Source organism: Streptomyces sp. NPDC057638, from assembly GCF_042800315.1.
GTDB lineage: Bacteria > Actinomycetota > Actinomycetes > Streptomycetales > Streptomycetaceae > Streptomyces.
In genome coordinates, this window is sequence record NZ_JBHVHF010000512.1 from 1 (window position 1) to 3439 (window position 3439).

Sequence of the window (3439 nt, forward strand, 5' to 3'; positions counted from 1 at the left end):
CACTCCACCCGAGCACCACGCGCCACCAACTCACCCGCCAAAGCCTCCGACCACGCGTCCACGGACGACTCGGACTCCACCAGCAGCCACGTACCCGCCAAGGTTCGAACGGGCTGCGGCGCGACAGGCGCCCACGTCACTTCGTAGCGCAGCCCGTCCACCGCGGCCTGATCCTCACGCCGCTTCCGCCAAGCGGACAGAGCGGGCAGAACCTCCCCGACCGGCGCCTCTGGAGCGACCCCGAACTCCGCCGAGAAGGCGTCCATATCGCTGGTATCGATGAGGTTCCAGAACTCGGCGTCGGAGGAGGTACCGGTAGGAGGGGTAGCGATGTGCTTCACAGCGGGCCAGTAGCGCTCGCGGGCGAAGGGGTAGGTGGGGAGGTCGGTGGTCCGCGCGGTGGTGGGGGCGTAGAAGGCCGCCCAGTCCACCGTCCCGCCGTCCGCCCACAGCCGGGCCAGGGTGGTGACAGCCGTGACCGGCTCCGCACGCTTACGGGAGAGAAGTCCGACGCCCAGGGCGTCCTCGGCCGTCTCACTGACGGCACCGACCAGACTCGCGTCGGGGCCCAGCTCCAGGAACCGGGTGACGCCGAGGCCGGTGAGGTGGGTGATGGCGTCCGCAAAGCGGACCGTGCCACGGACCTGGTCGGTCCAGTAGTCCGCCGAGAACTCTTCGATGACCTCGCCGGTGAGAGTGGAGACGATCGGGATGCGCGGACGGTCGTAGGCGATGGTGGAGGCGACCTGGCGGAAGGCATCGAGCATCGGATCCATCAGGTCCGAGTGGAAGGCATGGCTGACCTCCAGCCAGCGACCCTGACGGTCCGCGAGCGCCGCCGCGACCTCTTCGACCGCCGTACGGGTGCCGGAGAGGACGACCTGGCCGGGGGCGTTCACGGCGGCGACGGAGACACCGTCGATCAGGTGGGGGGTGACCTCGTCCAGCGAGGCCCGCACGGCCCACATGGCGCCGCCGGACGGCAGAGCCTGCATCAGACTTGCGCGGGCCGCCACCAGACGGCACGCGTCCTCCAGCGACACCACACCCGAGACGTAAGCGGCCGCGAGTTCACCGACCGAGTGACCGACCAGATAGTCCGGGCGTACACCCCACGACTCCGTCAGACGGAACAGCGCCACCTCGACCGCGAACAGCGCGGGCTGCGCCCACCCCGTCAGGCCGAGTACACCCTCAGCGTCCTCAAAGAGAATCTCCTTCAACGGACGGTCCAGGAGTCCGTCGAACTGGGCACACACCTCCTCCAGCGCCTCAGCGAACACCGGGAAGACGGAGGCCAGTTCACGGCCCATCCCCACCCGCTGACCACCCTGACCCGAGAACACCACACCCGTCAGACCAGAACGCACCGCCACCGGACGCGACTCACCCGCAGCCAACGCCTTCAGACCGGAACGCAGCTCCTGCGCGTCCGACCCCACGACAAACGACCGGTACTCCAGCGCCGACCGCGTCACCGCCAGCGACAAGCCCACGTCCGCCGGATCCCGGTCCAGGACCGAGCCCAGCCGATCCGCCTGCGCCGCCACACCGTCAGCCGACTTCGCCGACACCAGCCACGGCACCACCGGCAGTCGCAGAGCATCAGCGGCCGTCGCGGGGGTACTCACCGCAGGCGGCTCTTCCAGGATCACATGGGCGTTCGTGCCACTCACACCGAACGAGGACACACCTGCCCGGCGGGGCCGGTCCGGAGTCGTCGGCCACTGCTCGGCTTCGGTCAGCAGCTCGACCGCGCCCGCCGTCCAGTCCACATGCGTGGAGGGTGCACCCACATGCAGCGTCTTCGGCAGGGTCTGATGCCGCATCGCCAGGACCATCTTGATCAGCCCGGCGACACCGGCCGCCGCCTGCGTATGACCGATATTCGACTTGATAGAACCCAGCCACAACGGCTGGTCACGGTCCTGGCCATAGGTGGCGAGGAGCGCCTGGGCCTCGATCGGGTCACCGAGGGCCGTGCCCGTGCCATGCGCCTCCACCGCGTCCACGTCAGCCGGTGACAGACCGGCGTTCGCCAGGGCCTGCCGGATCACCCGGCGCTGCGACGGGCCGTTCGGCGCCGTCAGACCATTGGACGCGCCATCCTGGTTGACCGCCGAACCCCGCACCACCGCCAGGACCTGGTGGCCGTGACGGCGCGCGTCGGACAGGCGCTCCAGGACCAGGACACCAGCGCCCTCACCCCACCCCGTACCGTCCGCGTCATCCGAGAACGCCTTGCACCGGCCGTCCGACGCGAGACCGCCCTGACGCGCGAACTCCACGAAGGCACCCGGCGTCGACATCACCGTCACACCGCCCGCCAGCGCCAGGGAGCACTCGCCCGAACGCAGCGACTGCGCCGCCAGATGCAACGCGACCAGCGACGACGAGCACGCCGTGTCCACCGTCACCGCGGGACCCTCAAGACCCAGCGCGTACGACACCCGACCGGACAGAACACTGCCCGAGTTGCCCGTGCCTCCGTAGCCGTCTCCGGTGTCCCCGGCGAGGGCCAGAGCCGTGCCGTAATCCTGGCCGTTGGTTCCGGCGAAGACGCCTACCGGAGCACCGCGCAACGACGACGGCGCGATACCTGAACGCTCCAACGACTCCCAGACGACCTCCAGGAGGATCCGCTGCTGCGGGTCCATCGCCAGGGCCTCACGCGGGGAGATCCCGAACAGGCCCGCGTCGAACTCCGCGACCCCCTCCACGAACCCACCGACCCGGGCGAACTCGCCACCCAGCTCACCCCACCCACGATCCACGGGGAAGCCACCCAACGCGTCAACCCCACCCGACACCAAACCCCACAGACCCTCCGGAGACACCACCCCACCCGGGAAGCGGCACCCCATACCCACCACAACCACCGCATCACCCTCAGCAACAGCGCTCTGAACCACAACCTCATCGACCTCACCCACCAGCTCGCCCACCACGAAACCAGCCAGCGCCTCCACCGACGGATAGTCGAACACCACCGTCGAAGCCAACCGCAACCCCGTCTCCACACCCAGGGCATTCCGCAGCTCAAGGGCGGTCAGGGAGTCGAAGCCGAGGTCACGGAAGGCGACACTGGTATCGATCGACGCCGGGTCGGCGAATCCGAGGACGCCGGCCACCTGTGCCCGAATGAGTTCGGCCACTGTGGCGCGCAGTGCGGCGCCCGAAAGGCCGGAGAGCCGGGCGCGAAGGCCGGTGTCCGGGAGCGCGGCTCCCGTGACGGCCTCGGCGGGGGCGATCTCGTCCCAGAAACGGTTCGCACGCACCGCGGTCACCGAGGGAACGAACCGGCCCCAGTCGACATCGGCCACCGTCACACAGCCTGACAGCGAACCCAGGAGGCCGACGGCGGTATCCGGATCCAGCGGTGTCACACCACCCCGCTCCGCACGCTCCAACACCACACCATCCGCCGCCATACCCCCCT

1 protein-coding gene is annotated in these 3439 nt (G+C 69.5%); it reads right to left on the reverse strand.

Annotated elements, in window-relative coordinates:
• On the reverse strand, positions 1-3386 hold a 3386-nt coding region (locus ACFVIM_RS34100), incomplete at its 3' end, for a beta-ketoacyl synthase N-terminal-like domain-containing protein (protein WP_384309974.1).
• Between the last annotated feature and the right edge of the window lie 53 nt (positions 3387-3439).